23 protein-coding genes are annotated in these 24,116 nt (G+C 68.2%); 12 read left to right on the forward strand and 11 right to left on the reverse strand.

Annotated elements, in window-relative coordinates; genetic code table 11:
- Positions 1–169: 169 nt before the first annotated feature.
- Both BM388_RS01695 and BM388_RS01700 read right to left on the reverse strand, forming a co-directional pair.
- Complete coding sequence (locus BM388_RS01695; RefSeq protein ID WP_089846535.1) at positions 170–664, reverse strand: C40 family peptidase; 495 nt, start codon at positions 662–664, stop codon at positions 170–172.
- Entirely contained in the window at positions 664–1,008 is a 345-nt protein-coding gene (locus tag BM388_RS01700) for a hypothetical protein (RefSeq protein ID WP_089846537.1), read from the reverse strand. The genes BM388_RS01695 and BM388_RS01700 overlap by 1 nt, the downstream gene beginning before the upstream one ends.
- A 294-nt stretch (positions 1,009–1,302) precedes the next feature.
- Between BM388_RS01700 and gloA the strand changes: the two genes are divergently transcribed.
- Both gloA and BM388_RS01710 read left to right on the forward strand, forming a co-directional pair.
- Entirely contained in the window at positions 1,303–1,836 is a 534-nt protein-coding gene (gene gloA, locus BM388_RS01705) for a lactoylglutathione lyase (RefSeq protein ID WP_089846539.1), read from the forward strand.
- A gap of 100 nt (positions 1,837–1,936) precedes the next feature.
- Positions 1,937–2,908 carry an ABC transporter substrate-binding protein gene (locus BM388_RS01710; RefSeq protein ID WP_089846540.1) on the forward strand — a complete coding sequence of 324 codons (972 nt, stop codon included), beginning with the start codon at positions 1,937–1,939 and terminating at the stop codon, positions 2,906–2,908.
- A gap of 106 nt (positions 2,909–3,014) precedes the next feature.
- Here BM388_RS01710 and BM388_RS01715 read toward each other — a convergent pair whose 3' ends face one another.
- The 8 genes from BM388_RS01715 to BM388_RS01745 all read right to left on the reverse strand — a co-directional run bounded on the left by BM388_RS01715 (position 3,015) and on the right by BM388_RS01745 (position 11,683).
- The gene (locus tag BM388_RS01715) at positions 3,015–4,148 is read right to left on the reverse strand and encodes a lipocalin-like domain-containing protein (RefSeq protein WP_245781432.1); all 1,134 of its coding nucleotides are present in this window, start codon (positions 4,146–4,148) and stop codon (positions 3,015–3,017) included.
- 47 nt (positions 4,149–4,195) lie between these two features.
- Positions 4,196–6,748 carry an ABC transporter permease gene (locus BM388_RS01720; protein WP_175535012.1) on the reverse strand — a complete coding sequence of 851 codons (2,553 nt, stop codon included), beginning with the start codon at positions 6,746–6,748 and terminating at the stop codon, positions 4,196–4,198.
- Positions 6,739–7,422, reverse strand: a complete 684-nt coding sequence (locus tag BM388_RS01725; RefSeq protein WP_089846545.1) for an ABC transporter ATP-binding protein — start codon at positions 7,420–7,422, stop codon at positions 6,739–6,741. Before BM388_RS01725 ends, BM388_RS01720 begins: the two co-directional genes overlap by 10 nt.
- A gap of 137 nt (positions 7,423–7,559) precedes the next feature.
- Positions 7,560–8,624 (reverse strand): metal ABC transporter solute-binding protein, Zn/Mn family, encoded by a 1,065-nt coding sequence (locus BM388_RS01730; RefSeq protein WP_089846547.1) that lies wholly within the window; start codon positions 8,622–8,624, stop codon positions 7,560–7,562.
- Between the two features lie 23 nt (positions 8,625–8,647).
- Positions 8,648–9,538, reverse strand: a complete 891-nt coding sequence (locus BM388_RS01735; protein WP_089846549.1) for a metal ABC transporter permease — start codon at positions 9,536–9,538, stop codon at positions 8,648–8,650.
- On the reverse strand, positions 9,522–10,256 hold the full coding sequence (locus tag BM388_RS01740) for a metal ABC transporter ATP-binding protein (protein WP_089846551.1): 735 nt from the start codon (positions 10,254–10,256) through the stop codon (positions 9,522–9,524). Before BM388_RS01740 ends, BM388_RS01735 begins: the two co-directional genes overlap by 17 nt.
- Positions 10,256–10,405, reverse strand: coding sequence for a hypothetical protein (locus BM388_RS17780; RefSeq protein ID WP_175535013.1), 150 nt, complete (start codon positions 10,403–10,405; stop codon positions 10,256–10,258). Before BM388_RS17780 ends, BM388_RS01740 begins: the two co-directional genes overlap by 1 nt.
- A 99-nt stretch (positions 10,406–10,504) precedes the next feature.
- Positions 10,505–11,683, reverse strand: a complete 1,179-nt coding sequence (locus BM388_RS01745; protein WP_089846553.1) for a UbiH/UbiF/VisC/COQ6 family ubiquinone biosynthesis hydroxylase — start codon at positions 11,681–11,683, stop codon at positions 10,505–10,507.
- A gap of 79 nt (positions 11,684–11,762) precedes the next feature.
- Between BM388_RS01745 and BM388_RS01750 the strand changes: the two genes are divergently transcribed.
- Together BM388_RS01750 and BM388_RS01755 are read left to right on the forward strand one after the other, a co-directional pair.
- Positions 11,763–12,233, forward strand: a complete 471-nt coding sequence (locus BM388_RS01750) for a TspO/MBR family protein (RefSeq protein WP_089846555.1) — start codon at positions 11,763–11,765, stop codon at positions 12,231–12,233.
- Between the two features lie 121 nt (positions 12,234–12,354).
- Entirely contained in the window at positions 12,355–12,900 is a 546-nt protein-coding gene (locus tag BM388_RS01755; protein WP_089846557.1) for an outer membrane beta-barrel protein, read from the forward strand.
- A gap of 181 nt (positions 12,901–13,081) precedes the next feature.
- On the opposite strand, the gene BM388_RS01760 is transcribed toward BM388_RS01755, so the two are convergent.
- Entirely contained in the window at positions 13,082–14,839 is a 1,758-nt protein-coding gene (locus BM388_RS01760) for a methyl-accepting chemotaxis protein (protein WP_245781433.1), read from the reverse strand.
- A 282-nt stretch (positions 14,840–15,121) separates the two neighbouring features.
- On the opposite strand from BM388_RS01760, the gene BM388_RS01765 reads away from it, so the two are divergent.
- From BM388_RS01765 to cas2e, 8 genes are read left to right on the forward strand one after another with little or no spacing between them, the layout of a single operon-like run.
- Positions 15,122–17,797: a CRISPR-associated helicase/endonuclease Cas3 gene (locus BM388_RS01765; RefSeq protein WP_089846559.1), complete on the forward strand. Its 2,676-nt coding sequence runs from the start codon at positions 15,122–15,124 to the stop codon at positions 17,795–17,797.
- A 33-nt stretch (positions 17,798–17,830) separates the two neighbouring features.
- Entirely contained in the window at positions 17,831–19,510 is a 1,680-nt protein-coding gene (casA, locus tag BM388_RS01770) for a type I-E CRISPR-associated protein Cse1/CasA (RefSeq protein WP_089846561.1), read from the forward strand.
- Entirely contained in the window at positions 19,507–20,160 is a 654-nt protein-coding gene (casB, locus tag BM388_RS01775) for a type I-E CRISPR-associated protein Cse2/CasB (RefSeq protein ID WP_089846563.1), read from the forward strand. The genes casA and casB overlap by 4 nt, the downstream gene beginning before the upstream one ends.
- A 40-nt stretch (positions 20,161–20,200) precedes the next feature.
- Positions 20,201–21,274, forward strand: a complete 1,074-nt coding sequence (gene cas7e, locus BM388_RS01780) for a type I-E CRISPR-associated protein Cas7/Cse4/CasC (protein WP_089846565.1) — start codon at positions 20,201–20,203, stop codon at positions 21,272–21,274.
- A gap of 9 nt (positions 21,275–21,283) precedes the next feature.
- On the forward strand, positions 21,284–22,036 hold the full coding sequence (gene cas5e / locus BM388_RS01785) for a type I-E CRISPR-associated protein Cas5/CasD (RefSeq protein ID WP_089846567.1): 753 nt from the start codon (positions 21,284–21,286) through the stop codon (positions 22,034–22,036).
- A complete protein-coding gene (gene cas6e, locus BM388_RS01790; RefSeq protein ID WP_089846569.1) occupies positions 22,036–22,734 on the forward strand; it encodes a type I-E CRISPR-associated protein Cas6/Cse3/CasE in 699 nt (232 codons plus the stop codon). Before cas5e ends, cas6e begins: the two co-directional genes overlap by 1 nt.
- A gap of 27 nt (positions 22,735–22,761) precedes the next feature.
- Positions 22,762–23,682 carry a type I-E CRISPR-associated endonuclease Cas1e gene (gene cas1e / locus BM388_RS01795; RefSeq protein ID WP_089846571.1) on the forward strand — a complete coding sequence of 307 codons (921 nt, stop codon included), beginning with the start codon at positions 22,762–22,764 and terminating at the stop codon, positions 23,680–23,682.
- A gap of 1 nt (position 23,683) precedes the next feature.
- Positions 23,684–23,980: a type I-E CRISPR-associated endoribonuclease Cas2e gene (gene cas2e / locus BM388_RS01800; RefSeq protein WP_089846573.1), complete on the forward strand. Its 297-nt coding sequence runs from the start codon at positions 23,684–23,686 to the stop codon at positions 23,978–23,980.
- Positions 23,981–24,116: the final 136 nt, after the last annotated feature.

Raw genomic sequence — 24,116 nt, forward strand, 5'->3', positions numbered from 1 at the left:
GATCGTGGCCAGAGGAGCCGTCGGCGGGCACTGGCCGGAAGCGGTAGCGTGAGCGGGATCGGGGATCGACATTGGGGCGTCTCCATGACGTTTCCCCAATACTGTGGTTGCGGCGACTTAACGATGGCTTAAGGGGCGGGAAGAAGCGCTGCTAGCCACAGGAAAGTGGTCAGGGCGCGGGCGCGGCGGCGCCCAGGAAGTGCTCCTGCCAGTAGTCCAGGGTCAGGGTCGTGGTGGTGACGCGGCGTCCACGTCCCGGGGCGTGGATCATCTCGCCGTCGCCCAGGTAGATGCCGACATGGCTCGCCTTGCGGCCCCCGGCGGTGGCGAAGAACAGCAGGTCGCCGGGTCGCGCCTCATCGACGCGCGTCAGGGCCTTGAACTGCGCCCGGGAGGTGCGCGGCACGCGGATACCGGCGTGGGAGTAAGCGCGCTGGACCAGGCCCGAGCAGTCCAGCCCCCGGTCGCTGGTGCCGCCATAGCGGTAGGGAGTGCCGAGGGAGCGCTTGGCCTCGGCGAGGATCAGTGCCCGGTCGATAGTGAGTTCGCCCGGCGCATCGCGGGTGGCGAGTTCGCGACCCGCGCAGCCGGTCAGCAGCCAGGCGATCAGCAGGCCGATCAGTAGCCTGATCGCGCCATCCGTGGCCGATCGGTGGAGGTGCATCAGCGAAAGGCGATGCGCGTGCCGCTGGCCAGCATCTCGTCCGGCGAGAGGGCATGGCCCGGCACGCCGATCATCTCGTCGCCGCACTGGTCGCCCCAGGTGAGCACGCCGTGGGTCAGGCCGATGCCGCCAAGCAGGTCGCGGATCTCGCCGGTGCCCAGGAAGGTGCGAGTCTTGCCGTGGGCGTCGGAGAGCTCCGAAACGTCATTGGCATGGTGGAAGCGTACGGTATAGATGCCGTCCATGGATTCGACCTCAACGATCGGCGTCAGGCCGTGATGGATGGCGTTGGCGATTTCCTTGAGGGTGACGTGATCACCTAGCTGGTAGGCCGCGATGGACATGAGGGATGCCTCGGTGGTGAATGATGTTGGCGTTGTACAACTAGTGTAGAAGGTTGGCGGGCCACTTCAAGGGGTATTCGCGACTCAATGCCGCCTGGCGCTGTCGGCGCGTCACTTCTGTACATGTTGATCGACGCGAGGCGAGCCGCACGCCTGCCGGGGCTGGAAAAGCCTGCCCGTCGTCCCCACTTCCTACATTCTCGTCAGCAGTCCGGCATCATGCCGCTATTTTTTACCCACCCGTTCTTGTCCATTCGTTACTACACACTCGTTATCACACATGAGGAGCCCCGCATGAGTTTCCAGGGAGAACAGCACCCCGGCGTCCAGGCCCCCACGGCCGAGAGCCACGGCTTTCGCCTCAACCACACCATGCTGCGTATCAAGGATCCCGAGCGCGCGCTGGCCTTCTATACTCGCGTCTTCGGCATGCGGGTGCTGCGTCGGCTCGACTTCGAGGAGATGCAGTTCTCGCTCTACTTCCTGGCACGCCCCGAAGCCGGAGAGCAGATCCCCGAGGCGCGTGACGAGCGCACCGCCTGGACCTTCGACCAGCGCGGCGTGCTGGAGCTGACCCACAACTGGGGCACCGAGACCCAGGACGACTTCGCCTATCACGACGGCAACGCCGAACCCCAGGGCTTCGGCCACATCTGCTTCAGCGTGCCGGATCTCGAGGCGGCCCAGGCCTGGTTCGACGCCAACGAGGTCGAGTTCATCAAGCGCGCCGATCAGGGCAAGATGAAGGATGTGGTGTTCATCAAGGACGTCGACGGCTACTGGATCGAGGTGGTCGAAGCGGCCCGCATGGCCGGCAAGGGCGACTGAGCGCGGGGCCTTTCGTTGGTGGCCAAACATTGATAGGCGGCGCCATGGGGAATAGGGTCATGGTCTGATCTTTAACGGCATGACCTGCCAAGGAGTCCCGATGAATCTGCCTCTTCGTCCCCTGACGCTGGCCCTCGCCGGCACCCTGCTGGCGGCCCCGCTGGCCGTGAGCGTGGCCCAGGCCGCAGAACCCGAACAGGTGCGCTTCTCCGTGCCGGCCTGGCCCGGCGTCACGGTCAAGACCACCCTGGCCGCCACCCTGCTCGAGACCCTGGGCTATGAGCCGCAGCTGCAGGAGCTCGGTGCCACCATCACCTACGAGGCCCTGAATCAGGGCGAGCTGGATGCCTACCTGGCGGCCTGGCTGCCCGCCCAGCAGGGCATGTATGACACCAGCTTCGAGGGCGACGACGTCAAGCTCGTCGACCTGGGCACCAACGTCGACGGTGCTCGCCTCGGCTTCGCCGTGCCGACCTACCTCTACGAGGCCGGCCTCACCTCCGCCGAGGACCTGGACAAGCCCGAGTTCGCCGATAAGCTGGATCGCACCATCTACTCCATCGAGGTGGGCACCGGCATGAGCGACACCCTCAACGAGGGGGTCGAGAATGACACCTACGGCCTGGGGGACTGGGATCTCTCCGAGACCTCCACGCCGGGCATGCTGAGCGCCGTGGACAACGCCCTCAATCGCGAGGAGTGGATCGTCTTCGCCGGCTGGACCCCGCACTGGATGAACATCGAATACGATGTGAAGTACCTGACCGATACCCAGGACATGTGGGGCCCGGAGGGCGGGCGCAGCGACGTGCGCACCCTGGTGACCCAGACCTTCGCCGACGCCAACCCCAATGCCACCCGGCTGATCGATCAGCTCAGCTTCACCGCCGAGGACCAGAGCGCGATGATCCGCGGCTTCAGCTATGAAGAGCAGGAGCCGGAGGAAGTGGCAGTGGGATGGATGCGCGACAACCCCGCCAAGGTCAAGGCGTTCCTCGACGGCGTGACCACCCGCGAGGGTGAGCCGGCCTGGCCGGCCGTGCAGCAGGCGCTGGAGATCCCCGACGCCTGATGCCTGCCGCCTGATCCCTGGCGACAGGCATGATGCGACGAGGCCGCCCCGAAGGGCGGCCTCGTTGTCGTTCGGGCCTTGAAGCCCGCCCGTCAGTCGCCGGTCATCAGTAGCCGGTCATCTCGAGATAGCCCTCGCCGCGCGGAGTGCCGTCGTCGCGGTCGGTGACCCGCACCTCGCCCTCCCAGTAGCTCACCGTGGTGTCCATCCAGCGCTTGGCGTGGGGCGCCGTGACGATCAGGTCGAGCCCTCGCCCCGGGAGCTCAAGCCGCCAGCGGATGGGCATCTCGCGCCCCGCCACCGGGCGTCGTTCCAGCGGGGTCAGGCGCAGGGCGTCGTGCGCGAGCGGCGTGGCCTCCCCGTCGGGCGTGATCCAGGTGCCGGAGAGATAGTCCTCGCCCCGATTGCCGCCCTCGCCGCCGCCGCGCAGGCGAAAGGCCATCAGCTTGTGGCCGTCGGTGAGGTGCAGCGAGAACCAGTCCCAGCCGGTCTGGTCGGGGCCGAGCAGCTGGCTGCTCCACTCGCGGTCGAGCCAGGCGCGGCCGCTGACGCTTTCGGTCTCGCCGGCCAGGGTGACCTCGCCGGCGACCTCGTAGAAGGGCTGGCTGATATAGATCGAGCCCTGGCCGTCGGCGGACTTCTGGCTGAAGCCGGCCTCGCCGTGGCGCACCAGCGGGCCCTTGGCCGTCAGGCTCAGCCGATAGCCGAAGGCGTCATCGCCCGTGCCGGCGCGGGCGCGCACCGTCAGCCGGTCCAGGGCGTCCCGCTGCGGGTCCTCTACCTGGCTCTCCATCGACCAGTCGTCGAGCCAGGCGCGGAAGGGCCGGACGGTGACGCCGGCCTGATCCTGCGCGGGCGAGGCCTCGCCGGAATCGCCCCGGGCGAAGCGCTCGGCGACCCGATGGACCTCGCCCCGGGAGACCGCCATGTGGGCCATCCACAGCTGCTCGGCGGACCAGTGGCCGGGCGACGCCTGGCGCTTGCCGGGTGGCATCTGGGCCTGGCGAAACAGCGTCCACTGCACGCCCAGCGCCTCGCCCTGTGCGTCCTCCAGGTTGGCGGTCAGATACCACCACTCCAGGCGGTGATCGGGGTGGGGGCCATGATCCTCGGGGAAGCGCAGCGGCGTGCCCGGTGAGGCCGGCACGAAGCCGTCGGCCTCGGCGCCCAGCCCGGCGAAGCCCCCGGCGGGAGCGCGGGACGTCTGCTCTTCGCAGCCCGCCAGCAGGGCGACCAGCAACCAAGCCGGCCATCTCCTTATGCTTTTCCCCTGCCTCGCGGCTTGCCTCATGTGGTCTCCTCCTCGGCGAGCAGCGCGCGCGGCGGGGTGCGCCACAGCGTCATGGCCGGCAGGCCGGCCGCCAGCAGCGCCACCCCCAGGGCGGTGGCCAGGGTCAGCGCGATCTCGCCGGGGAAGACGTGCAGCGGCAGGCGCCAGCCGAAGGCGGCCACGTTGATCACCGACACCAGGCTGGCCGTGATGGCGATGCCCAGCGGCACGGCGGCAAGCCCGGTCACCAGCGCCGCGCCGCCCAGCTGGGCCAGCTGCAGAACCACCAGCTCGCGTCTTGGCACGCCCAGCGCCCACAGCGGCGCCAGCCGGCGGCGCCGCTCCCGGGCCTGGGCGAGCAGGCTGGCCAGCAGGGCCAGGGCCGCCACGGCCAGCGTCAGGCCATTGAGGGCACGGGTGATGGCGAAGGTGCGCTCGAAGATCTCGGTGGAGAGCGCCTTGATCTGGCGCTGGTCGAGCACGGCCTCGTCGTCGAGGCCGAAGCGCTCGGTCAACGCTCGGGTGAGCGGGGCGGCGTCGTGTCCCTCGGCGAGCGCGATGCCGAGGGAGTCCGGCGGCGCGTCGAAGCGCTCGCGCAGCCGGGTCGCGGTCAGCAGTACCTCGCCGCGGGGGTTGCCGTAGTCCGGATAGATGCCGGCCACCGTGACCTCCTCGCGGCCTCGGCGTCTGTCCGAGCCCTGGCCGCCCGGCGCCTGCAGGACGAGTCGATCCCCGGGGGCGATGCCCTGCCCCAGGGCCAGCTGCTCGTTGATGAAGGCCTCGCCCGCCTCGAGGGTGGCCCAGGCCGCGTCGCGACCGGCCGCCGTCTGAAGCAGCGGCCAGCTCGGGGTCAGGCGCTCGCCCGGGGTGATGCCGAAGAGCGTCACCGGCACGTTCAGGGACTGGGCTGCGTTCCGGTCACGATGCGCGAGCAGCACCGCCTCGGCGTCGGCGGTGGGCAGCAGCTCGGCGACCTCGTCGCGGCGCGTGAGCCAGGCCTGCACCTCGTCGAAGCGCTCGGGCGGCGGTCGCAGGTAGAGATCGGCGGCCAGCCGCTGGTCCAGCCAGTCGAGGAAGGTCAGGCGAAAGCCGCCGACCATGCTGCCGACGCCCAGGTTGGCGGAGAGCGCGATCGCGAGCGCCATCATGGCGAGCGACAGTCGCGGCAGCTGCAGCTGCAGGTCGGCCAGGGCCCACTGAGTCAGCGGACGACGGCGGGCGAGCCCGGCCAGCCTGGCGAGCCCGATCGCCAGCAGCGGCGACAGCCACAGCGCGCAGGCGAGCATCAGCGCCGCGATCATCACGAAGCCGGCGACCAGGCCCTCGCCGGGCGGCCGGGTGGCAAGCCACCCCCCCGTGGCCAGCGCCAGCAGGGCGGCGAGGCTGCCGGCGATGGCTTGCCCGCGCAGCTGGCGCTGGAAGCCGGCGCGCCAGGCCTGGGCCTGGCCGAGTTCCAGCACGCCGAGTCGGGCGGCCCGCCACAGGGTGCCGCTGCCGGCGATGGTGAGCCCGCCCAGGGTCACGCCGAGCCCGCCGAGCCAGTAGTGCCAGGGCAGCTGGAGCCGGGTGCCCACCGCGGCGCCGTAGAGGCCCTGCAGGGTGGCGGCCACGTCCGGCAGCAGCGCGCGGGCCAGCCACACGCCGCTGGCTATCCCGGCCAGCGCACCGAGAAGACCGAGCAGGGCGAGCTCGAGGGCCAGCACGCCGACCAGGGTGCGCCCCGGCACGCCCAGGGCGCGCAGGGTGCGCAGCAGCCCCAGGCGCTGCTCCAGCGCCAGACCCAGCGCCGCCTGCACGATGAAGAGCCCGACGATCAGTGCCAGCAGCGCCATGGCGGTGAGGTTGAGGTGAAAGCTCTCGGTGAGCTCGCCCGGGTCCGCCAGGGTCTCGGCGCGGATCAGCCGATAGCCCGCCGGGGCCGCGTCCAGCGCGCCCGCCTCGGCCACCAGCCGGCTGACGGCGGCGCCGCTTTCCAGCAGCCGCGCCGCGGCGGCGATGTCCATCACCAGGGTATCCGGTGGCAGCGACGGGGCGAGGTCCAGCGGCGGCAGCGGTCGGCCGTCGGCAAGCATCGGCGTGGCGCCGGGGGCCGTGGAGGCCTCGAGCCCCAGCCGTTCCACGCTGGCCGGAGCCAGGCGGGTCTGCCCGGGCGGCGTGAAGAAGGCGGTCAGCCCGCCGCCGCCGCCGCTGCCGCTGCCGCTGCCGGCGGTGGCGAAGGCGCTGTCGCCGGGCAGGGTCAGCGGATCGATGCCGATCACCGTCAGCCGCTCGCCCTGCACGGTGACCACCTCGCCCTCCAGCAGCGGCGAGACGGCAAGGCCGGCACGGCGCAGGCTCACGAAGTCCGCGTGATCCAGGGCCTCGCCGTCGCGGCGCTCCAGGCGATCCAGGCCGCTGGTGAAGAGCGCCTCGGCCCGAGCGTAGCTGTCCCGGGCGGAGGCGTTGATCGCCTGCACGCCGCTCCACAGTGCGCCGGCGACCCAGAGGCCCAGCAGCAGCATGGCCAGCTGGCCGGGGTGGCGGCGATAGTGGCCGAGCAGCGTGGCCAGGGCGACGAGCGTCAGGCGCATGCGTCCTGCCCCGGCGTGGGTGTCGCCAGCCGGCCATGGGTGAGGTGCAGGCGGCGATCCAGCGGGTCGGCCACCCGCGGGCTGTGGGTCACCATCAGCAGGGCGCAGCCGGTGTCGCGCACCAGCGCCAGCAGCAGGTCGAGTACCTCGTCGGCGGTGTCCTCGTCCAGGTTGCCGGTGGGCTCGTCGGCGAGCAGCAGGGCGGGGCGGGGCGCCAGCGCCCGACCGATGGCCAGGCGCTGCTGCTGGCCGCCGGAGAGCTGTTCGGGATAGCGCTTCTCCAGCCCCGCGAGGCCCAGCCGCGCGATCAGCTCGGCCGTCCAGTCGGGCCGTTCGCGACCCGCCAGGCGCGCCTGCAGGCGCAGGTTATCGAGCACGTTGAGGCTCGCCACCAGGTGGAACTGCTGGAACACCAGGCCCAGGGTCTCGCGGCGCAGCCGCGCCCGGGCCGGCTCGGCGAGCGACGAGATCGCGCGCCCGGCGAGGCGCACCTCGCCGCGGTCGGGCAGGTCGAGCCCCGCCGCCAGGTGCAGCAGGGTTGACTTGCCGCTGCCCGACTCGCCCATCAGCGCCAGGCTCTCGCCGGCCGACAGCGCGAGGTCCACGTCCGCGAGCACCGCGAGCGGCCCCTGGGGCGTGGCGTAGGCCTTGGCGACCTGGAGGAACTCGAGCATGGCGGCGATCCTGGCGAAGGGCGTGGCTCGATATTACACAAAACGGGCGCCCTTCGAAGAGGGCGCCCGTGTCGGTGCGTGCTGCGCGCGGGGCCTGAGTGCGTGGGGCCCAGTGCGTGAAGATGGTGCGTGAAGATTCAGTGCGCGTGGTCGTGCGCCGCTGCTTCCTCGTCGGTGTGGCCGTGAGCGTCGCCGTTCCCCTCATGCCCCGGCGCTTCATGGCCCGGCTCTTTATGGCCCGGCTCTTTATGATTACGGCCCGGTTCGGCCAGGGCATCGTGGAGCACCCGTGCGTTGTGGCGCATCATGCCGAGCCAGCTCGAGGCCTCGCCGTCGTTCGCCAGGGCATCGGCATAGAGGGTGCCGGCCACCGGCAGATCGGTCTCCTCGGCGAGCTGATCGATCATGGCGGGGCTGGTCATGTTCTCGTGGAACAGCGCCCGCACGTTCTGCTCGCGGATCACGTCGATCAGCCGCGCCATGTTGGCCGCGCTCGGCTCGCCCGCGGTGGAGAGCCCCTGGGGCGAGAGGAAGCGCAGGCCGTAGGCGCGGGCGAAGTGGCCGAAGGAGGCGTGGCCGGTGATCACGGCGGTCTCGTCGGGGATCTCGTCGAGCAGGGCGCGAAGTTCGTCGTCGGCGGCGGCGATGGCGTCGAGATAGCGCTCGGCGTTGGCTCGGTAGGCATCGCCGTGAGCCGGGTCGGCGGCGATCAGGCCGTCGCGGATGTTATCCACATAGACCTCGCCCAGCCCCAGGTCCTGCCAGGCGTGGGGGTCGGTCCCGCCATGTTCGTGACCATGGTCGTGGTCGGCGTGTTCGCCGTGTTCGTCATCGTGGCCGTCGTCCTCGGCGGCGCCGAGATGTGCCTCGAGGCCGTCGGTCGCCACCACCAGCGGGCCCGCGAAGTCGCTGGCGTCGATCAGCCGCTCCATCCAGCCCTCGAACTGCAGGCCGTTGAAGACCACCAGGTCCGCCTCGGCGAGCCGGCGGGCATCGGTGGGGCGCGGCGAGTAGACGTGGGCGTCGCTGTCCGGCCCGACCAGCGATGTCACCTCGACGTGCTCGCCGCCGACCTGGTCGATCATGTCGGCGAGCACGCTGAAGCTGGTGACCACCTGGACGCGCTCGGCGGCCAGGGCGGCGGGCAGGGCCAGCAGGGTGGACATCCCGGCGAGCAGGGCAAGAGATCGGGAGAGGCGCATGGAGGCTTCCTTCGTTGGGGGCGTCAGTCGGGTTCGGGGGCGCCCAGCGGCATGGCATGGCGGCGCCGGCGGGCGGTGAGGCTATGGTGGCGGCCGAACAGCGCGGAGAGCACGTAGCCGAGGCCGGCCAGCAGGATGATCGCCGGGCCCGAGGGCAGGCTCAGGTGATAGGAGAGCAGCAGCCCGCCGGTGCTCGCCACCAGCGCGATGGCGATGGCGATGGCGATCAGCCCCTCCAGGCGCTGGCTCCAGAAGCGCGCCGTGGTGGCGGGAAGCATCATCAGGCCCACGGCCATCAGGGTGCCCAGCGTCTGGAAACCGGCGGTGAGGTTGAGCACCACCAGGCCGAGGAAGGTGCCGTGAACGAGGCCGCCGCGCACCCCCTGGCCGCGCAGGAACAGCGGGTCGAGGCACTCCACCACCAGGGCGCGGAAGATTACCGCCAGGGTGATCACGATCAGGCTGCTGATGCCGGCGATCAGGATCAGGGCAGTGGAGTCGACGGCCAGGATCGAGCCGAACAGCACGTGGGTGAGATCGACGCTGCTGCCGCCCAGCGACACCAGCATCACGCCCGCGGCCAGCGAGATGAGGAAGAAGCTGGCCATGGCCGAATCCTCCTTGTGGCCGGTCATCTGCGACACGCTGCCGGCGAGCACCGCGATCAAGAGCCCCGAGAGGATGCCGCCGAGGCTCATCATCGGCAGCGAGAAGCCGGCAGCCAGAAAGCCCAGCGCGACCCCGGGCAGGATGGCGTGGGCCATGGCGTCGCCGATCAGGCTCATGCCGCGCAGCATCAAAAACACGCCCAGCGGCGGGGCGGCCAGCGACAGCGCCAGCCCGGCCACCAGGGCGCGCTGCATGAAACCGTAGTCGAAGGGGGCGATCAGCCAGGCGTCAAGCAGTGCCAGCATGGGAAGCATCCGGAAAGGTCAGGGGCAGGCGCGGTGCGCGGGGCACCAGGCCGCTGTGGTGGTCGAGCAGGGCGTCGGGGCGCACCCAGCGGCCGTGGCCGCCGGAAAGCAGCAGCACGTCGTCGGCCAGGCGGGCTAGCTGCTCCATGTCGTGGAGCACCACGATGATGGTGGTGCCGGCACGGGCCATCTCGCGCAGCACCTCCATCAGCACGTCCACCGTCTCGATGTCGACATTGGCGAAGGGCTCGTCGAGCAGCAGCAGCTCGGCCTCCTGCATCAGGGTGCGGCCGAACAGTGCGCGCTGGCGCTGGCCGCCGGAGAGTTCGCCCAGCGGGCGGTGGGCCAGCGAGGAGATGCCCAGCTTGGCCATGATCTCGCGGCAGCGACGGTAGTGGGGGCCGCAGTAACCCTTCAGGGCGCCGTGGCTCGGCCAGGTGCCGCTCATGATCAGCTCTTCCACGCTCATCGGGAAGGTCAGGTCCAGCGCCAGCTGCTGGGGCAGCCAGGCACGGCGCTCGCGGGGTACCACGCACTCGACTCGCCCGTCGACGGGCGACAGCATGCCCATGATCGCCGCGATCAGGGTGCTCTTGCCGGCGCCGTTGGCGCCGATCAGCGCCGTGATGGCGCCGTCCATGAAGCGCCCGTCGAGGTGCTCGAGGATCGTCTGGCCGCCGCGGGCCAGCTGCAGGTCGTGGAGTTGCAGGCGCGACATCAGGACCACCACCCCGCGGCCCACGAGACCGCCAGCCACAGGGCGGCCAGCGGCGCGGCGACGAGCAGCAGCCGGCGCGTCGCGGAGAGCGACATCAGCGAGAAGTGGCAGGGCCCTTCGGGGCGATGCCGGTGGTGTCGGTGTGCCATGGGGGTACGCCTCCGGGAATGCGGCGAAAGTTATAACATAACAATACGTGCCCGGGCCACCGCCCCGTCGCCTTCCCGCATGCCTGTCATCGTCCGTGGTCAGAGCCCCAAGGCGTGGCGCATCACCTGCCGCTTGGCACTCTCCAGGCGGTCGGCCAGCGCCAGCCCGGCGCCCCCGGCCTGGCGCAGGGGCGCCGCCCCGGTGAATACCCGATGGAAGGTCTCCATGGCGGCGATCATCGCGAGTGTCTGGGGGCGCCGCTCCCGGCCATAGCCGGCCAGCACCCGACGATCGCCCGGATCCTGACCGGCCCGGAAGGCGGCGGTTACTCGGCGACTCAGCGCCTCGGCATCCTGCAGGCCGAGGTTGAGCCCCTGGCCGGCCAGCGGGTGGATCACATGGGCGGCGTCGCCCACCAGCGCCAGGCGCGGGCGCACGTAGCGCTCGGCGTGGCGGCGGCGGATGGGAAAGCTGGCGCGACCCAGCACCGCCTCGACGCCTCCCAGGCGCTCGGGGAAGTCGCGCTCGATGGCCTGGCGCAGCGCCTCGTCGTCGAGCGCCTCGCGGGCTCGGGTGGCCGCGTCGCCGTCATACCACACCAGCGAGGCGTGGTGGCCGGGCAGTGGCAGCATCGCCCTGGGTCCGCTGGCGGTGAAGCGCTGCCAGCTCACATCCTGCTGGGGCAGCCGGGTACGCACATTGATGATCAGGGCGCGCTGGCCATAGTCCTCGTCGCGGGTGGCGATGCCGGCAAGCGCCCGGGTACGCGAGCCGGCCCCGTCGGCCCCCACCACCAGCCGCGCGGCCAGCAGCCGGCCGTCGTCGAGCTCCAGCAGGCCGTGCTGCCCGCCGGGGAGCCAGGCCACCGGGCCGGCGCGGCAGATGACCCTCACCTGCGGCAGCTCGGAAAGGCGCTGCCACAGGGCGCGGCGGATCACCCGATTCTCGACGAAGTGGCCGAAGTCCGGCAGCTCGAGCGCCTCGGCGCCGAAGTGGACATGGCGCTGGCCGGACTCGTCGCTGGCCTCGATATGCCGGAAGGGGCAGCGCCGGGCCTCGGGGATGTGGTCCCAGGCGCCGATCGCCTCCAGCAGGCGCTGGGAGGCGAGGTTGAGCGACGATACCCGCAGGTCAAAGGGGGCGTCATCGGGGATCGCCGCGGGCGGCTCGCCGCCCTCCACCAGCGCCACGCGCATGCCGGCCTGAGCCAGCGCCGCGGCGGTCGTCGCGCCGACCATGCCGCCGCCCACGATGAGGGCATCCAGGATCTCGTCCATGTTTCTCTCCCAGCACATACGCTTCACGGCAGGACAGCCACCGCCTACGATACCGAATTCACCATGACATGGAGTGATCATGACCGCGATGCGTTCCGCCCTGGTGCTGACGGGCTGGCTGGCGCTGGTGGCGCTGGCCGCCCTGACCGGCATCGCCACCCCGCCCGGCGACTGGTATGCAGGCCTTACCAAGCCGCCGCTCACGCCGCCCGACCTCGCCTTCCCCATTGCCTGGAGCACGCTCTACCTGCTGATGGCACTGGCCGCCTGGCGGGTCACCCTGGCGGTACCGCCCGCGGCGCGCTGGCAGACCCTCTGGCCCTTCCTGGCCCAGCTCGTCGCCAACGCGCTCTGGTCGATTCTCTTCTTCGGCCTGCACTGGATGGGCCTGGCGCTGCTCGACCTGCTGCTGCTGTGGGGGCTGATCGCCCTGACGATCCGCCGCTTCGCCCGGGTCTCGCCCGCCGCCGCCTGGCTGCTGGTGCCTTATCTCGCCTGGGTGAGCTTCGCCGCCTACCTCAATGCCGCCACCTGGTGGCTCAACGGCTAGGCAAGGCCCTCCGCGGACGAACATCCCAAGGCTTGCGAGGCGCGCCACGGCCGCGGGCTGTGGTGTCGCCGCGTGGTCGCGTACACTCGCCGCTCCCTGAAAGGCTCACAGGAGTGATGACATGCCTCGGACGTTCTTCTTTCGCCCCCTGATGGCCGCCGGCCTGGCCTCGGCCCTTGCGCTGAGCGCAGCGCCCGCCATGGCCGCCGGCACCGGCTTCTATGTCGGAGCCGGCGCCGGCGAGACCCACGCTGATGGCGACTTCGACGACGAGACGAGCCACTGGAAACTCACCGGCGGCTATCACTTCGGCTGGCTGCCGTTGATCGATCTCGGCGCCGAGGTGAGCTACGTCAACACCGGCGAGCTCGATGGCGAGGTGGGCGGCCGCTCGGCGACCCTCGAGGTCGAGAGCGTCCAGGCCATGGGGCTGGCCGGGCTGAGCTTCGGCCCGCTGGGCCTTTACGCCAAGGCCGGCATGGCCGACTGGGACGCCGAGCGTCGCGGCCGTGGGCTCGGCGACCGCTCCGGCACCGATCCGGTCTACGGCGTGGGCGCGCGGCTGGGGCTGTTCGGCCTGAGCGGCCGGCTGGAGTACGAGCGCATCGACGCCGACGAGATCAATGATCTCGACATGCTCACCGCCGGGGTGATCTACACCTTCTGAGGATGATGACGGCACTGCGCCGCGCACTCAGGAGTGCACGGCGCAGTGTCATGATGCTCTCTCGAGGCGCCGCCGCCGGAGCGGCCGATATTGGCGTTCCGGCGTTCCGGCGTTCCGGCGTTCCGGCGTTCCGGCGGTCCGGCGGTCCGGCGCTGCGGCGATTCGGTTGCCTGCCGGGCGGTTAGAACGACTCCCACTCGGCTACCTCGTCTGCGCGCGAGGTGCTCTTTGCCGCGTGGGACTGGGGTGGCGTGCGCATCGGGGGCGTAGTCTGCGTGCGAGACTCCCTGCTCGCCTGGGGGGCTTCGCTCTCTCCGAGAATGAAGGAGCCGACCAGCTCATTGAGCTTGCCCGCATGCCGGCGAAGCTCCACGGCGGCGGTGGAGGTCTGCTGCACCATCGAGGCATTCTGCTGGGTCATGGCGTCCATCTCGGAGACGGCGGTGTTGATCTGGGTGATGCCGGAGCTTTGCTCACCCGCCCCCGCGCTGATCTCGGTCATCACGCCCGCCATCTGGCTGACGCTGTCGACGATCTCGCGAATCTTATCGCCGGCTCCCGCGACCAGCTGCGTGCCGGTGTCCGTGTGGGTCGTCGACTCGTCGATCAGCGTGCGGATCTCCTTCGACGCATCCGCGCTGCGACTGGCCAGGGTGCGCACCTCGCTTGCCACCACGGCGAACCCTCTCCCGTGTTCGCCGGCTCTCGCGGCCTCGACCGAGGCATTGAGCGCCAGGATGTTGGTCTGGAAGGCGATGCCATCGATCAGGGTGATGATGTCGCGGATCTGGCTGCCCGACTTGGCGATGTCGGTCATGGTCGTCTCGACCTGCTGCATCGCCCCCTGACCCTCCTCGGCCACCGTAGCGGCACTGCGTGCCAGGCTCTCGCCTTGCTTCGCGCCATCGGCCGCGTGAGCCACGTTGGCGGAGATCTGCTCCATGGAAGAGGACGTCTCCTGCAGGTTGGCCGCGGCCTGTTCCGTCCGAGTCGCCAGCTCCTGGCTGCCTTCGGCGATCTCCCCCGAGGCGCTGAAGACCTGGTCGCTGCTGGCGCGGACTTCCTGCAGTGTCTCCTGCATCCGGCTGACGAAGGCGTTGAACTCGATCGACAGCTCTCCGAGTTCGTCGTGCGAGGTGACCTGCAGGCGCTTGGTCAGATCGCCCTTGCCATGGGCAATGTCGCGCATGGCGTCGGCGGTGATGCGTATTGGCCGCACCGTGCGGCGCACCAGCACCAGGGCCAGCAAGGCCACCAGCGCAAACATCACCACCCCGAACACGATATCGGTAATGACGGACTGGCGGAGACCGGCGGTGGCCACCGCCTGGGCGTCTGCCATCGCGGCGTCGATGTCCGTGGTGTAGACACCAGCCCCAACCATCCACTCCCACTCAGGAATGGACATGACATAGCTGACCTTGGGGGAAGGCTGGCCGGATACCGGGTGCTCCCACGTGTAGTCGTAGAACCCTCCCCCGTTCTTGGCGATCTCGAGCATGTCGCTGACGAGCGGCTTACCGTCGGCGTCCTTCGCCGCCAGCATGCTGACCCCCTCGTTCTCCGGGTTGAGTCGCGACGCGACGTTGATGCCCTGGGCGTCGTAGACAAACAGGTAGTTGTCCTTTCCGAACGCGACGCTGCGCAGCGCATCGGCAGCGCGCCGTGTCGCCTGCTGCGTCGTCAGGCCGTCATTCTCGATGATCGGCTGGATCGAGGACACGGCCGTTCGCACGACATCCTGTACGGCGGCCTGGCGGTTCTCCATGAGGGAAGCCCGCTGTTCTTCGAGCAGCGTCTTGGTCTTTTCCTGGCTCACCAGGGCGGCCTTGGTGACCAGGATGGCCGTTGCCAGGAACAGCGGTATCAGCACCAGGGCGAGCACCTTCGTCTGGATCGTCATGGCAAGGCGGGGTTTGGAGCGGGCATCTGATTTCAAGGGGGAGCCTCCTCGGGATTTAACGCAGTAACTCGGTATCGGCCCCGAAAGCTATTCCTTTACCCGTAAGTCGGGCTCCAGGGGCTCAATGCCTGGATGTTGAGGCGCGGAAGAGCTCTCGAGTCCGCAATGCAAGAGCTTTTGCAGTAAGCCTCGTCGGTTGGAGATGAGCCGTGACAGGGCTTGAATCAAACGAGGGCTGGATAGACGTTAAGGGGATGGCAAAGCGAAGTTTGGCGTGCTTGGATGGGTCCTATCGCCTATGAGGAAAGAGAGACAGGGATGTCGTATTACCTCTATTGGGGCAAGGCCAGGCCTGCAGGTGCAGATGGAGCGCCATATCACCTGTTGCCCTATCACAACCTCGATGTGGCGGCCGTTGGTTGGTATCTGCTGTCGCCCGAAAGATCCTTGACCCAGCGCCTGGCCTCACAGTTAGAAATGACGCCCGAAGCGCTTAGGCGCTTCTTCGTCTTCCTGCTGGGGCTACACGATCTCGGCAAGTTTTCGCGGGCATTCCAGGGGCTTGCGCAGTTGCAAGAAAGCCTGCTCGTGCCTGCCCTGCCTCGCTTCGAATACAGCGCGCGCCACGATCGGCTGGGGGCTTTGCTATGGCAAGAGTGCTGGGTCGAATGGCTGAGCGATGGCACTCTTCTCTGGCCGGAAGGGTTGCCGGAGCGCCAGACGCGCCGCCGTTTGATCGAATCGCTGCCCATCTTGCTGGCGCCCATGTTCGGTCATCATGGCCAGCCGGTGACCGGCGCCTCGCTGGATCTGTCGCGCTTCTTCGGGCGTGATGACGGCGCGGATGATGTTGACGTCTCACGGGGATTTGTCGCCGACTGGGCTCGCCTCATCGAGGTTGAGTGGCCCATCGACAACCTGGTCTCTGTCGAATGGCTGCAGGCCTTCCAAACACTGAGCTGGACCATCGCCGGCTGGGCCACCCTCAGTGATTGGTTGGGTTCAAACCAGGCGCATTTTCCCTACTGTCGCGACGAGATATCGCTGGCGTCCTACTGGACACGCCACGCCCAGCCGCGCGCCAAGCAGGCCCTGAGTGACACCGGATTCATGCGGTTGCCCGAGCCGCGACCCTATGCCGGCCTCTCCTCTTGGTTCGATGGTCAAGCGGTCACGCCAACGCCTTTGCAGCATGAGGCCGAGACGCTGGCGCTGTCGCCGGGCCCGCAGCTGTTCATCCTCGAAGACACCACCGGTGCCGGTAAGACCGAAGCCGCCTGCATCCTGACTCAACGACTGCTGGCGGCCGGACATGGTGAGGGGCTCTATTTTGCCCTGCCCACCATGGCGACCTCCAATGCCATGTATGCCCGTCTCGGCGCCCTTCACCGCCGCTTTTATGCCGCCGATTCCTGCCCCTCTTTCGTGCTCGCCCACGGCGCCAGTAAGCTGAATGAAGACTTCACGCTTGCCATCGACCGGCCCCAGCCGGGGGATCGCGACTACGCACCCGGCGAGGCCACGGCGTCCGCCCAGTGCAACCGCTGGCTCGCCGATTCGCGCAAGAAGGCCCTGTTGGCCGACGTCGGCGTCGGCACCATCGATCAGGTGCTGATGGGCCTGCTGCCGTTTCGTCACCAGTCGCTGCGCTTATATGGCCTGGCCCGCAAGGTGCTGATCGTCGACGAGGTCCACGCCTACGATCACTACATGCAGACGCTGCTCGGCCAGCTGCTGAGCCATCACGCCCGACAGGGCGGCAGCGCCATTTTGTTGACCGCCACGTTACCCCAGGCCATGCGCCATGCTCTGGGCGCGGCCTGGCGAGATGGGCTGGGCCTCGCTCCCCAGCGGATGACGAAGGATGACTTCCCGCTGCTGACCCATGTCACCCAGGAGGCGCCTCGCGAGGTCGCCCTGGCGGCCAGACCAGAGGTGTCGCGGGCCGTCGGCGTCGAGTGGCTCACCCGAGAAGATCAGGCCATCGAGGCCGTGATGGCTGCCGTCGAGGCTGGCGAATGTGTCGCCTGGGTGCGTAACACCGTGGATGACGCGATTCGTGCCTTCGAGGCCATTCATCAGCGCCATCCGACGCCGGAGCGCTGCTTGCTGTTCCACAGCCGCTTTGCGATGTGCGATCGCCAGCGGATCGAGTCCGAGGTCATCGGCCGGCTGGGCAAGGCGTCCACGCCCGAGGGGCGTCGTGGTCAGGTGTTGATCAGCACGCAGGTCTTCCAGGAGTCGCTCGATTGCGATGTCGACCTCATGATCAGCGACCTGGCGCCCATTGACCTGCTGGTGCAGCGCGCCGGCCGACTGCAGCGTCACGTTCGCGGGGTTCGGCGCCCGCCGGTGCTTAAGATACTGGCGCCCGAATGGTCGGAAGATCCGGATGAGCATTGGCTGAAGCGCGCCCTGCCGGGCACGCACGCCGTCTATCGCGACACCTCTTTGCTGTGGCTGACCCAGCGCGTCCTGCGCGAGCAGGGAGAGATTCGCATGCCTGAGTGCGCCAGAGCCTTGATCGAAGGCGTTTATGGCGAAGTTGCCGACCTTGTCCCCGATGGACTACAGGGAGCGCGTTGGGAGCAACGCGGCATGCACAACGTGGCCGGCTCGATGGCGAACTTCAACGCCCTGGTGCTCGAGGACGGCTACGTCTGGAATCGGCATCAGTGGCAGGAAGAGCAGGAGATCGGCACGCGGCTGGTCGATGAGCCAACGCTCAACGTGGCGCTGCTGACCCGCGACGACGACGGTGCCCTGACGCTGTGGGCCGATGGCGAGCGCCACGCCGACGTGCTGAGCCAGCTCAAGCTGCGCCAGAGCCAGGCCGGCAAGCTGGCCAGCCTGCCGCAGCGCTACCAGGCCCAGTGGGAGGCTCTGCAGGAGCGTTACAAGGCGCTGCGCTTCGTGCAGCCGTGGCTCGCCAGTGAGGATGGGGGCTGTGAATATCACCGCCAGTGGGGATTGGTATTCGAGTCGAGAGACTGAGTCTTCATATTGTGAACCGCCAGGAGGGCGCTCATGAATCTACTGCATGACCCTTGGCTTCCCTTCCGTGCCCGGGATGGAAGCATCGTCTACCGGCCGCCAAGCGCCATAGCCGACCCCGATATCGTCGATCTGGCCTTGCCTCGAGCCGACTTCCAGGGCGCGGCCTATCAGTTCCTGATCGGCCTGCTGCAGACCGCCTGGCCCCCCGAGGATCATGGCGAGTGGTTGGATCGTCATCTCGAGCCGCCCAGCGTCGAGGCCCTGGAAGCAGCTTTCGCATCCTTCGCGGCGGCCTTCGAGCTGACGGGGGAGGGGCCTAGCTTCATGCAGGACCTCGACCCGTTGGAGGATGCCAAGCCTGGGCCTGTCGCCGGACTCCTGATCGACTCGCCGGGGGCCAACGGCCTCAAGCTGAATACCGATCATTTCGTCAAACGGGGGCGGGTCGATACGATCTGCGAGGACTGCGCGGCGCTGGCCCTTTTCACCACCCAGATCAATGCTCCTGCCGGCGGCGCCGGTTATCGCGTGGGACTGCGCGGTGGTGGCCCCTTGACCACCCTGGTGCTACCCGATCAGGCGGATGCCAGCCTGTGGCAGCGGCTGTGGCTGAATGTGGCTCCCATCGAGACGATCGCGCCCAAAGGCCGCGCTAGCGACAGGCGCGCCGGTGACGACACCCTCTTCCCCTGGATGGGGCCGACGCGCATCAGCGACAAGAAAGGCAGCGAAGTCCTTCCTGAACACATGCATGCGCTACATGCCTACTGGGCCATGCCGCGGCGTTTCCGGCTGGAGATCGAGGAGCGTGACGGCCGCTGTGACCTCTGTGGCCGCCAGGCATCGCACATGGTGAGCGAGATTCGCGCCAAGAACTATGGCGCCAACTACGACGGCCCCTGGCAGCATCCGTTGACGCCCTACCGGCGCGATCCCAAGAAACCCAGCGAGCTACCGCTATCCACCAAGGGCCAGCCCGGCGGACTGGGCTATCGGCACTGGTCGAACCTGGTGCTCGACGATGCCGAGGGCAGCGGTGCCCTGCCGGCGGCCGTGATCCATGACTATCTCACCCACAAGATGGATATCGTGGCCCAGGAGCGCCGTTTCGGCGAGGACATCGAGGCGTTGCTCACGCCGCGCCTGTGGGTCTTCGGCTACGACATGGACAACATGAAACCGCGCGGCTGGTACAGCGTGGAAATGCCGCTGGTCGCGGTGCCGCCCGCCCAGCAGGAGTTACTGCGAACCTGGGTGCAGGCCTCCATTGAGCTTTCCCGCCAGACGGCCTGGATGACCCGGACGCAGATCAAGAATGCCTGGTTCTCGCGCCCCGCCGATGCCAAGGGCGATCTGACGCCCATCGACAGCCAGTTCTACGAAGCGACCGAATCCGCGTTCTTTCGCGCCCTGTTCGCTCTGCAGCAGGCCCTCCAGCGGGGCGAGGGGCCCCATATGCCGTCTCAGGTGGCCAAGGCCTGGTATCTCGCCCTGCGCCGCGAGGCGCTGACGTCGTTCGAAGCCCAGGCGCTGAGCGGTCCCGCCTTTGAGTTGGACATGAAACGCATCACCCGCGCGCACCGTCAGCTTCGGGCATGGCTCTCGGGGCACAGCAAGGGCAGCAAGGTCGTGACGCGGTTCGCCAAGGACGGCGGCTTCGCGCTGACAAACACTCAAGGAACCCCGTCAACCGAGGAGGCAGCGCCATGAGCCAGATGGAAACGCCTGAGGTGGCCGACGCGCCGCCGCTGAAAAAGACACCAGAGCGACTCTTGGCGCTGTCGCCTGAGGAAGCCTTTCAGGTGCGCCACTGGTGGCAGCGCTTGGCCTTGAGCCCAGAGGCATTGGCGACTCACACCAAGGCGCCGCCCTGGCCGAAAGCCATGCGCGCCAGGCTCAAGCGCTGCGAGTCGGCCGAGACCGCCATGCTGAGCGAGGGCTTTCGCCATCTGTGGCAGCGATTGCCGGACGCGCCAGCGGTTCCTCGCGACGCGCGCCTGCAGCAGTGGGCCTGCATCGCCCTGGTGCTGGCCGAGCTGCGTGACGAAACGCCCAGCGCCACCCTGGGCAGCCGACTGGGGCAAGAGAAGAACGGCACCGGCAAGCCCCGCATGAGCGAGCTGCGCTTCCAGCAGCTAATGGACTGCCATTCGCCGGATGAGCTGGTGCAGCGATTGCGCCGTGCCCTGGCGCTGATCGACAAGCGCGATATCAGCGTGGTGCACCTGGCCGACAACATCGCCCTGTGGTGGCGTGAATATCGAGGCCAGCCGGCGGCTCAGCCCTCGAAGCGGCTCGGTTTCGTGTGGGCCAACGACTACTTCGACGCGCTGGCGAAGTACCAGCGCGAGAGCGACTGACCGCTCTTACATTGCCAAGACGACGACAGGGAATTTGACCATGAGCCATTTCATCCAGCTGCATCTGCTGACCTCTTATCCGCCGGCCAACCTCAACCGCGATGACCTGGGCCGGCCCAAGACCGCCATCATGGGCGGCGCCAAGCGTCTGCGGGTGTCGTCACAAAGCCTCAAGCGCACCTGGCGCACCTCGGCACTGTTCGAAGAGGCGCTGGGCGAGCATCGCGGCAAGCGCACCAAGCGTGTCGGCATCGAGGCCTGTGATCGCCTGATGGAGAAAGGCGTAAAGGAGAAAGACGCCAAGGCCTGGGCCACCGAGATCGCCAAGGTGTTCGGCGATGTGGCCAAAAATGAGCTGGCGACCAGTCAGCTGGTGCATATCGGGCCCGAGGAACAGGCCGCGGTGGATGCTCTGGTCGAGACGCTGGCGGCCGACCATCGCGCTCCCGAGAAGGACGATCTGGATCTGCTGCGCCATAAGCCGGCTGCCGCCGATATCGCGCTGTTCGGACGCATGCTAGCCGCCGTGCCGACATACAACGTCGAAGCGGCCTGTCAGGTGGCCCATGCCATCACCGTGCATGCCGCCGAGGTCGAAGACGACTACTTCACCGCCGTGGATGATCTCAATACCGGCGACGAGCACCGTGGTGCCGCGCACGTGGGCGAGGCCGGTTTCGGCGCGGGCCTCTTCTACACCTACATCTGCATCGATCGCGCGCAGCTGGTCGACAACCTTCGGGGCAATAGCGAGCTGGCCGAGCGTGCCATCGCCGCCCTGGTGGAAGCCGCCGTACGCACCTCGCCCAAGGGGAAGCAGAACAGCTTCGGCTCCCGTGCGCATGCGAGCTACGTGCTCGCCGAGCAGGGCGAGCAGCAGCCGCGCTCGCTGTCGGCGGCCTTCCTGCGTCCTGTTCAAAGCCAGGATCAGTCACTGGAGGCCATCGCTCGCCTGGAGCGCCAGGCCAAGGCCTTCGACGCCGCCTACGGCCCGGGGGCCGAGCGGCGTTTCGTGGTCTCCGCCGAGCCGGATTACACGGCCCCCGATCTGGACGGTGAGGTGCATACCGGCAGTCTCGCGTCGCTGATCGAGTTTCTGCATACCGAGCAATAAGGAGCCGACATGAGGGAGTATCTGGTCTTTCGGCTCTATGCCCCGCTCGCCAGTTGGGGCGAGGCGGCGGTGGGCGAGACACGCCCCACCGCGACGCATCCCGGGCGGAGCGCGATCATCGGGCTGTTGGGCGCGGCGCTGGGCATCCGGCGCGACGATGATGCCGGTCAGCAGGCGCTCAACGATAGCGTTCGCATCGCCGTCAAGCAGCGCTCGCCCGGCACCTTGCTGCGGGATTATCACACCGCGCAGGTGCCCTCGACACAGACCAAGGTGACCTATCGCACCCGCCGCGACGAGCTCAACGCGCCGCGCAAGGCCATCAACACCATTCTCTCCAGCCGCGACTATCGCGGCGACGGCCTATGGACCGTCGCGGTCTGGGCCACCGAGGCGGCGACGATCTCGCTGGAAGCCCTACAGGCCGCCCTAGAGCGGCCCCGCTTTACGCTGTATCTCGGGCGCAAGGCCTGCCCCCTGGCGGCCCCGCTGGCACCTCGCCGGATGCCGGCCGAGACGCTGCGGGCCGCGCTCGATAGCGACTTCGCGCCCATCGATCCCGGCGAGCAGCGCCTGCTGCGGCTGTCTGATGACGTGATCTACTACTGGGAAGGGGGCGCCGCGGGGCTGGACGGCGAAGCCAGCGGTGTGGAGTCCAATGATGTCTGGGATCAACCGCTGAACCGTCGCCGCTGGCAGTTCGGGCCGCGCGTCGAATATCGGCGTTTCGCTCGCGATGCCAACCCCAAGGAGGCGCGCTGATGTATCTCTCACGTGTGCGGGTCGATCTCAACGGCCTCTCCCGCGAAAGCCTCTTCGAGATCATGGGCGGCGGCGCGTATGCCGCTCACCAATTGCTCTGGCAACTCTTCCCCGGTCATGACGGCGCGCGCCCTTTCCTGTTTCGCCAGGAGATGGAAGAAGGGGACGCCGGCCTGAACAAGGCACCCAAGGGGCTGCCGCTCTTCTATGTGCTCTCCGATCGTGAGCCGGCCGCGTCCCTGGGGCTTCTGGAGGTGCAGTGCAAGCCCTTTGCCCCGGCGCTCGCCGCCGGCGATCAGCTGGCCTTTCGCCTGCGCGCCAACCCCACGGTGGCGAAATCGGTGGCGGGTAAGCGTGGGCAGCGAGCCGACGTGATGATGGCAGCGAAGAAGCCGTTCTCTCCCGAGCAGCGCACCAGCGAAGAGTGCGCGAGGGCGATGGATCAGGCGGCCCGTGACTGGCTGAAGACAAGGGCCGAGGGCGCCGGTTTTCGTCTGCCGGTAACCCCTGAGATTGGGGCCTATCGGCAGCATGAGCTGAACAAGCCCGGGCGGCGAGACGCCATCCAGTTCTCCAGCGTCGACTACGAGGGGCTTTTGGAAGTCACAGAGCCGGAGCGGCTGATCGAGACCCTGGCGCATGGTCTGGGGCGCGCCAAGGCCTTTGGCTGCGGCCTGATGCTGCTGCGCCGCCCATAACGTCACATCACTGGCAGGGAGGCCACCATGGGCTTTATTCCCCTCAAGCCGATTCCCGAGAAGGACCGCATGTCGATGATTTTCGTCGGCATGGGGCAGATCGATGTGCGTGACGGAGCCTTCGTTGTCATCGATGAGGTGAACGGGGAACGCATGCACATTCCCGTAGGGGCGGTGGCCTGCCTGCTGCTCGAACCGGGCACCCGCATCTCGCATGCGGCCGTCAAGCTGGCGTCGGTCGTCGGGACGCTGTTGATCTGGGTCGGCGATGCGGGGGTGCGGCTCTACAGCGCAGGCCAGCCCGGCGGGGCGCGTTCTGACAAGCTGCTCTATCAGGCGCAGCTGGCGCTGGATGATTCGCTGCGCCTAAAGGTCGTGCGCAAGATGTTCGAGCTGCGTTTCGGCGAACCGCCGCCCTCGCGGCGCAGCGTGGATCAGCTGCGTGGCATGGAAGGCGCGCGGGTTCGCAAGACCTACCAGTTGCTTGCCCGGCAGTACGGCGTTAAGTGGCAAGGTCGGCGCTACGATCCCAGCCAATGGAGTGCCTCTGACGTGGCCAATCAGTGCCTGTCTGCCGCGACGGCCTGCCTCTATGGCATCACCGAAGCGGCGATACTGGCGGCCGGCTATGCGCCCGCGATCGGCTTCTTGCATACCGGAAAGCCGCAGAGTTTCGTCTACGATATTGCGGATATCGTGAAGTTCGAGACGGTGGTGCCCGCCGCCTTTCGGGTAGCGGCACGCAATCCGGTCTCGCCCGAGCGGGAGGTACGCATCGCCTGCCGCGACGCCTTCAAGCAGACCAAGCTGCTGCAGCGGCTGATTCCGATGATCGAGGAGGTGTTGGCCGCCGGTGAGATCGAGCCGCCGCCGCCGGCCCCCGAGGCCATGCCGCCGGCCATTCCCGAGCCGCCTTCCATCGGTGATCAGGGACACCGGAGTCAATGATATGGCGATGCTGGTCGTGGTAACCGAGGCGGTACCGCCGCGCCTGCGTGGGCGGCTCGCCATCTGGCTGCTCGAGATTCGCGCCGGCGTCTACGTTGGCGATGTCACCAAGCGTGTACGCGAAATGATCTGGGAACAGATCGATGCACTGGCCGAAGAGGGCAACGTTGCCATGGCCTGGGCCAGCAATCATGAGTCGGGGTTCGAGTTTCAGACCTATGGCGCCAATCGCCGTGAGCCGATCGATCATGACGGACTGCGGCTGGTGCGTTTTCTGCCCTCTCATCCAACTGATTGATTTTCCTTGATCTTTAACAATGTGACCTGGTTAAAAAATCACCAATATGGCCGGTGGAAATTCCGTTGGCGAATTTCTTCTTGATAAACAAGCGGCTACAATTAGTCCGGTCCCCGCAGCCGCGGGGATGATCCGG

This window comes from Halomonas saccharevitans (genome assembly GCF_900116405.1).
In the GTDB taxonomy this organism is placed as follows: Bacteria; Pseudomonadota; Gammaproteobacteria; order Pseudomonadales; family Halomonadaceae; genus Halomonas; species Halomonas saccharevitans.